Here is a 7,237-nt window from a genome sequence, read left to right as displayed (position 1 = left end):
TACCGAATGAGAATCGTCTTTTTTTAATTTGATTTACCGTACTAGTTAGAAAAACGTGAGTTTTTCAGCAGCCTCCCCATTGAGGTGCCCTTTTTAATTCACCATCTTTTTGAATCAGTTTGCTGCTTGGATCAATCCTTTATGAATGGAGACTTCCTGGATGGCACGGTAGACCGTTTCGACCATGAAATCGAGTTCCTTTTCTGACATGGAAAGGATCGGCATCATCGTGATGACTGGACCAAGTTCCCTGATGATCAGGCCATTTTCCCGTGCTGTATGGATGATCCCGGAAACGACGTTCTCTTGGAGGGTGAACGTTTCTTTTGTTTCACGGTCTTTAACGATTTCCACTCCAATCATGAAGCCGCGCTGGCGAATATCGCCGACGATCGGAAGTTCGTATAGCGCTTGCAGTCTTTCGGATAGGTATTTTGATTTTTTCTGGATGTCTTTAATGAGATTCCGGCTTTCCATTAGCTCGATATTCTTCAGGGCCAGTGCACAGGCTAGCTGATTTCCTGTATAGGTGTGGCCGTGATAGAAGGTTTTATGTTCTTCCCGTTCTCCCAAAAAGGATTGAAAGATCTGCTCGTTCATGATGGTGGCTGCGAGTGGCATATATCCCCCAGTGATCCCTTTGCCCATACACATGATATCAGGGACGACATCTTCCTGCTCGCAGGCAAACATCGTACCAGTGCGACCGAACCCTACAGCCACCTCGTCACAAATTAGGAGGATATCGTACTTCTTGCATAATTGTTCAACTTCTTTCAAAAAGCCCCGGGGATGGGTTATGATACCTGCCGCCCCCTGCACAAGCGGTTCGATGATCAATCCGGCAATTTCCTCTGATTGTTCCTGCAGCAACTTCTCCAGTTCCTTCAAGCAATGGTTTTTCACTGCTTCTTGATCTCCATATTCAGTCATGTGATAGGCATATGGTGTAGGGGCGGAAATCCGTTGAAATAAGAGGGGCTTAAAGATTCTATGGAATAGATCCATTCCGCCCACACTCACGGCACCGACAGTATCGCCATGGTATGCTTCGTCAAGGGAGATGAATTTGTTTTTATTCTGATGCTTGACGGGATCGATATTCTGCCAATATTGATAAGCGACTTTAAGGGCGATTTCCACAGCGGCAGATCCCGTGTCAGAGTAGAAGACTTTCGATAAATGACCAGGAGTGATCTCTGCCAGTTTCTTTGCCAGTAAGATCGATGGTACATTTGCAGATCCCAGCAGAGTGGAGTGCGCGACTTTATTCACTTGTTCAATAAGGGCTCCGTTTAATTCCGGCTCGTTATGTCCGTGCACATTCACCCATAATGAAGCATAGCCGTCCAAATAGCGTTTGCCATCCACATCAATCAGATAGCTGCCTTCGCCGCGCTCGATGATCAGCGGTTTACTTTCCCGATACGTTTTCATTTGCGTGAACGGGTGCCATACATATTCCTTATCCCATTGTTCTAAATCCTGACTGTTCATGCTTTGAACACCTCTTTCAATTGTTGGGTATAATTTTGGTCACCAAGTAAATCAAGGATGCAGATCCTCAAATCTTTTCTAACATCGGCCAGTGTTGGAATGCAGGCGAGCCCCTTCAGCCCTGTCAGCTTTTCAATGGTTTCGATATTGTCTTGATGAATCCGATCCTCTGGCCGGTAATGGTTATACAATATGGTTTTCACGTTTATATCATGGATTTGTGCATAAGAATGCGTCGTCACGACATTATGAATCGCCCCTAAACCGCTTGTGGATACGAATACGACAGGCATGCCGCAATCTCTTATGAAATCCGTCGTCATATAGAAACCTTCCGCCCGTTCAATGAGCGGAACAGCCAATCCGCCTGCTCCTTCAACTAATACGATGTCATACATTTCCTCAAGTTCATGAACCCTTTCCACGACTTTCTTCTCATCGATTAGACTCCCGGTTAATTTAATCGCCAAATGTGGAGAGGTTTCGGGCTCCAGTGTGTAAAACCCTGATTCCTTTACACCGAGTTCCTGCTCAAACCAAGAAATATCCGGGTATGTATTCGTTTCCTCATTGATCCCAGTTTGAAATGGTTTGAAGATCGTGACGGTTTTTCCAAACGTTTGAAGAGAAAGATAAAGTGCACTCGTGACGATGGTCTTTCCAATATCCGTGCCAGTTCCGGTTATGAAGTAGGCTTGGCCCATGGATGATTCAGCTCCTTTACGTTTATGTATCTTGCAATTCGCGGACGTACTTGTTGAATGATGACAGCACATAGAATGCACAGCAGTAAATCACCGGGTACCGGTAATAAGAAGCCGTAAAGAATCGTTTGGTTGATTGAAAGCGGCGTTTCCACAATCCACTTCATTGCACCATACAGCCATATGCAGCCGAAGAAGTAAACGGTCAGCAAAGAGGCAGCGTTAGCAAGGAATATGGAACGAATCGTGGAGAGGGAAAACCGGTTGATCAGCCACCCGTTTACATAGGCTCCCAGAATATATCCGAGCAAATAGCCGAAAGTGGGTTTGAGTATATAGCCGATTCCCCCGCCTTCAGCAAACACTGGCAACCCGATAAGTCCGATCAAGACGTAGCATAACTGACTGAGCATCCCAAGCCGGGGCCCCAGCAATGCGCCTGCCAAATAGACTGCCAGAATTTGCAGTGTGAATGGTATATAAGGGATAGGTATTTTAATAAAGGCGCCAATTGCGGTTAACGCAGTAAAAAGGGCCACATAAGAAATCGTTCTTGCTTTCAAGGTTTTCACCACCTTTTTTAGTAATGGCAGGCAAATTGCCCACTATTAGTTTGCCTGATTTCTATTTTATATGTCAACTAATTAATATTTAGGTTAACATATAAAGTGCATGCCTTCTCAGTTTTTCAAGGACAAACTAGGAAAATATTGAAAAATAGCCATTGAATAATATTTTGTTTGTATGGTATTATTCATCCATATGTTAACTATAAAATATTTTAGTTAACATATTAAGTGGTCTGGAGGTTGGTTAATGCCCATTTATTTCACTTAATGATCCGTTACCAGTCATTTTTCTGCCATTCCAAATGCAAAGCATTATGGTCTGTGATGCAAATTTGACTGGTGGGGAACTTCCGAACATTTTGGTTTGAAGGGAAAGATGGATAGCGAAATGGGGATACCCTAAAAAAGCGGTAGCAGCAGAAGGTGGGATAAATCGCAGGAAGCAGGTCTTTGTAGACGATCTCTTTAGAGTCGGAGCGTTAGCTTTCACTTTATCTGCAGGTGTCGGAGGGAAGCATCGATTCTTGCCCTGGCCAAGCTCCTTTCCAAGGAAGTACATAAGCACGGGATCTAGGCACCAGCATTCGTATCGATTGGAACTTCGCGAGTTCTTCGTAATTAATCGCGGCAGATTCATGGAAAGAAATAGACAACATTAAAAGAAAAGAGGGATTGGATTTGGAAACACTAGTAAGGGATTGGAAGATGTTAGCGGAGAGCGTGATTAAAGGATATAAAGTTACGGCTGAAGAGGCATTAGCAATCGTACAAGCCCCAGATAGCGAAGTTTTGGAAATTTTGAATGCAGCATATCTCATACGCAAGCATCATTATGGAAAAAAGGTCAAATTGAATATGATCATCAATACGAAATCAGGATTATGTCCCGAAGATTGTGGCTACTGCTCGCAGTCGATCGTATCGGAAGCCCCGATCGATAAATATGCATGGCTGACTAAAGAAAAGATTGTCGAGGGAGCGCAAGAATCAATCCGTCGTAAAGCGGGTACATATTGCATCGTTGCTTCTGGCCGTCGTCCGACCAACAGGGAAATTGATCATGTCATTGAAGCGGTAAAAGAAATCCGTGAAACGACGGATCTTAAAATCTGCTGCTGTTTAGGTTTCCTGAATGAGGAACATGCCGGCAAACTAGCAGAAGCCGGCGTTCATCGCTATAACCACAACTTGAATACATCACAGGAAAACTACAGCAATATTACCTCAACACATACATATGAGGACCGGGTAGATACAGTCGAAACTGTGAAAGATGCGGGAATGTCCCCATGTTCAGGTGCCATTTTCGGTATGGGGGAATCTGCTGCGGAAGCAGTGGAAATCGCTCTATCCTTACGCAGCCTTGATGCGGATTCCATTCCTTGTAATTTTCTCAATGCAATTGACGGAACGCCTCTTGAGGGAACTTCCGAGTTGACCCCCACTAAATGCCTGAAACTGATTTCGATGATGAGATTCGTCAACCCGAGCAAAGAAATCCGTCTGGCAGGCGGTCGTGAGGTCAATCTCCGTTCCATGCAGCCCATGGCACTTTATGCAGCCAATTCCATCTTCGTCGGAGATTATTTAACGACAGCTGGTCAAGAACCAACGGCGGATTGGGGGATCATCGAAGACCTGGGTTTTGAAATCGAAGAATGTGCTCTTTAGGAAATAGGAAAAAAAGAAAAGTAAAAAGGAAGGCTGCTGTTACAGTAGCCTTCCTTTTTAAAATGTCTCGTGAATGATCGAGCCTGTCCTGGAAATATCATAATCACCTAAAGCATCGATTTCCGCTTGAAACGGATTCGAGGATAAAATTCTTTTGACGATTTTTATGATCTGCTCGTTTTTCGGAGTTTTTAATAGAACAAGGTCATAACGTTCCGTTATCAATGGAATGAAGTCGACTCCGACTATTTTTGCCGCTTTTTCAATTCCAACGCCGATATCCGCAATACCTGATGAAACAGCTGATGCGACACTTAAATGGTTGGTTTCCTCATTTTCATACCCCTTAAGGCTTTTAGGCGGAATCTTATGGATCTTTAGCTGCTCATCAAGAAGGATTCTTGCACCAGATCCTCTTTCCCTATTGATGATGGTCAAGTGATCCTTGTTTAAATCATTCCAGGTGGTGAGATTGAAAGGATTCCCTTTTTTAACATATAAACCTGCATTCCTTGAAACGAGATTAAATAAAATATAAGGATAGCCAACCAAGATCTTTTTTATATATGGAAGATTATACTCACCCGTATCTCCATCAAACATGTGCATACTCACGATGTCGGAATCGCCATTGTACATGGATATAAGCCCGCTTAAACTTCCTGTGTTCGATCGTAATGTTTTATGGCCGGAATCCTTCTCGATGTACTGCCCCAGTATATCCAAAACCATATCCTGCCCGCTGATGACAAGGGTTGGTGTGCCCTTCTCTTCGTTCCGATGGGGTTCGGCGATAGGAACCGGGGATGTAGGGGACTTACTGTCAGTGATATATTTCTCTAAGTCCTTTGCATCCATTCTCATTTGCCTGCCCACTCGGAATACAGGCAGTTCCCCTTTTTTAACAAGATCATATATCGTCAATTTAGAAACTTTTAAAAGCTGTGCCACTTCTTCGATTGTATAGGATAGCTCCTGCGACATGTGCATCCCTCCGTCCTTATTGTATCTTAGTGCCCTTTGAAAAGTAAATTCATAGATAAATAGGAAATATTAGATTAACTAGGTATAATTAGATATAACTAGTTATAACTGGTTAGAAAGGAAGAGCGATTTTGAAAAAAATATACTTTATGATTTTTTCGATTATGTTGCTTGTGACAGTGGGGACAGGGTGTTCAAATGATGAAGCGGAAAACACAGAAATGAAGGCGGAGCAAGTGGAATTGACGGTTTCCGCAGCTGTAAGTTTGCAAGATGCTTTAAATGATATAAAAGATTCATTTGAAAAAGAGAATGTAAATGTGAAAGTTAATTATAACTTTGGAGCCTCGGGAGCTCTTCAGCAGCAAATTTCCCAAGGCGCACCTGTGGACCTGTTTTTCTCAGCGGCTGAAGATAAATTTGATAAATTAGTAGATGAAGATCTTATTGAAGAGAAAAACGGAATCGATTTAGTCGGCAATAAACTGGTGCTGGTGGTGCCAAAGGATTCCGATAAGGAAATGGAATCATTGAAAGACCTCAAAAAGGCTACTAAAATTTCGATCGGTACGCCAGAGTCTGTACCGGCAGGGCAGTATGCGAAACAAACATTGGAAAACATGAATCTCTGGAAAGAGGTTGAAGATAGATTGATATATGCCAAGGATGTCCGGCAAGTGCTTACATACGTGGAAACAGGAAACGTGGACGCGGGACTCGTTTATAAAACGGATGCCATGAACTCATCAAAAGTTGATATCGTTGCAACAGCCAAGGAAGATTTACACGATCCGATCATTTATCCGGTAGGGATAATCAATAATAGTTCACACCGAAAGGAAGCGCAGCTATTTTACGACTATCTTCAAAGTGTAGATTCTGACAAGGTTTTTAAAAAATATGGATTTGAAGATTTGGACTAATTCCGCAGTTTTGTTAATCGATCAGCGTTTAAATAATGATACAACAATGGTGTAATAGGGTGATAGGCGATCTATCCCCTTTGTTTATTTTTTAGGCTCTTTTCGTAAAGATTGTTGTTTTTAAAACGAAACTATTTAAGGTTGATTGGAGCTGTAAGTTACGGGTTTTTCATTCTGCATAGTTATAGTTTTTTCTTTGTTCATTTCTAACGTTAGAAATGAAGTCTTATTTGAATCTTCACTATAGATTATAGCAGTAACCTTATTTCCGGTGGATTCGGTTAACTGTAAATGCTTTATGACTTTCTCTTTTCCCTTTTTCGGGATTTTTTGCAGTATATACTTGTCAGCACCTTTAATGTCGCTGCTGCCATTGATCATTATTAAAATTCATCATTTGTCCAACCGCCCGTCATATGATACTTTGGTGCACTGAAAGAAAGCTCTTTGTTCTGTTGTTTAGCATCTTGAACCTGGTTTTGTTGAGGTACGTCCGCTTCTTCCATATAATCTTGCCAAATATGACGTGTCACTACTTTTTGATGGTCTTTACTTTCGGTACACTTTGACAAAAATGGACATGTCACACAAATGTGCTTTGGTGAAAAACACAGTGCAGACCTCCATTAGCCGATATCGAGACCTTCTGCAATGAGGTCACCAGCTGCTGTACCCAAGGCGAAAGTGAACAAGATGGCCAACCAGTAGAACGCTTCTCGTTCAGATGTGTAGATAGTGTGAATGGACAGCGTCTTCTCACTTGCATACCAAGCCGCAAACGTCGCAAGCATTGCGATTGTGAAGATGATAGTTGCCGTCACCAGACCGACCCCGAGATTTATGATCAAAAGGACACTCATTATTAAAGCAGAGTTGGTCAAGCCCAAGT

The 7,237-nt window shown here is 42.6% G+C and carries 8 protein-coding genes; 2 read left to right on the top strand and 6 right to left on the bottom strand.

What is annotated here, in order from left to right:
• Positions 1-114 precede the first annotated feature (114 nt).
• From bioA to SB775_RS24420, 3 genes are read right to left on the bottom strand one after another with little or no spacing between them, the layout of a single operon-like run.
• Complete coding sequence (bioA, locus tag SB775_RS24430) at positions 115-1,497, bottom strand: adenosylmethionine--8-amino-7-oxononanoate transaminase (RefSeq protein ID WP_410863731.1); 1,383 nt, start codon at positions 1,495-1,497, stop codon at positions 115-117.
• On the bottom strand, positions 1,494-2,201 hold the full coding sequence (bioD, locus tag SB775_RS24425) for a dethiobiotin synthase (protein WP_410863730.1): 708 nt from the start codon (positions 2,199-2,201) through the stop codon (positions 1,494-1,496). The genes bioA and bioD overlap by 4 nt, the downstream gene beginning before the upstream one ends.
• Positions 2,180-2,764 (bottom strand): biotin transporter BioY, encoded by a 585-nt coding sequence (locus tag SB775_RS24420; RefSeq protein ID WP_410863729.1) that lies wholly within the window; start codon positions 2,762-2,764, stop codon positions 2,180-2,182. Before SB775_RS24420 ends, bioD begins: the two co-directional genes overlap by 22 nt.
• 711 nt (positions 2,765-3,475) lie before the next feature.
• On the opposite strand from SB775_RS24420, the gene bioB reads away from it, so the two are divergent.
• Positions 3,476-4,441 carry a biotin synthase BioB gene (gene bioB, locus SB775_RS24415; RefSeq protein WP_410863735.1) on the top strand — a complete coding sequence of 322 codons (966 nt, stop codon included), beginning with the start codon at positions 3,476-3,478 and terminating at the stop codon, positions 4,439-4,441.
• A 57-nt stretch (positions 4,442-4,498) separates the two neighbouring features.
• Here bioB and SB775_RS24410 read toward each other — a convergent pair whose 3' ends face one another.
• Positions 4,499-5,425, bottom strand: coding sequence for a substrate-binding domain-containing protein (locus tag SB775_RS24410; protein ID WP_410863728.1), 927 nt, complete (start codon positions 5,423-5,425; stop codon positions 4,499-4,501).
• 131 nt (positions 5,426-5,556) lie between these two features.
• On the opposite strand from SB775_RS24410, the gene modA reads away from it, so the two are divergent.
• Entirely contained in the window at positions 5,557-6,348 is a 792-nt protein-coding gene (modA, locus tag SB775_RS24405; protein WP_410863726.1) for a molybdate ABC transporter substrate-binding protein, read from the top strand.
• A 383-nt stretch (positions 6,349-6,731) separates the two neighbouring features.
• Here modA and SB775_RS24400 read toward each other — a convergent pair whose 3' ends face one another.
• Together SB775_RS24400 and SB775_RS24395 are read right to left on the bottom strand one after the other, a co-directional pair.
• Entirely contained in the window at positions 6,732-6,920 is a 189-nt protein-coding gene (locus SB775_RS24400) for a hypothetical protein (protein WP_410863725.1), read from the bottom strand.
• Positions 6,921-6,974: 54 nt separating this feature from the next.
• The gene (locus SB775_RS24395) at positions 6,975-7,229 is read right to left on the bottom strand and encodes a COG4705 family protein (protein WP_410863723.1); all 255 of its coding nucleotides are present in this window, start codon (positions 7,227-7,229) and stop codon (positions 6,975-6,977) included.
• Between the last annotated feature and the right edge of the window lie 8 nt (positions 7,230-7,237).

It is taken from the genome of Peribacillus sp. SIMBA_075 (assembly GCF_046534585.1).
The sequence above is the reverse complement of the archived record's forward strand: the minus strand, read 5'-3'. Positions and strand labels throughout refer to the sequence as shown.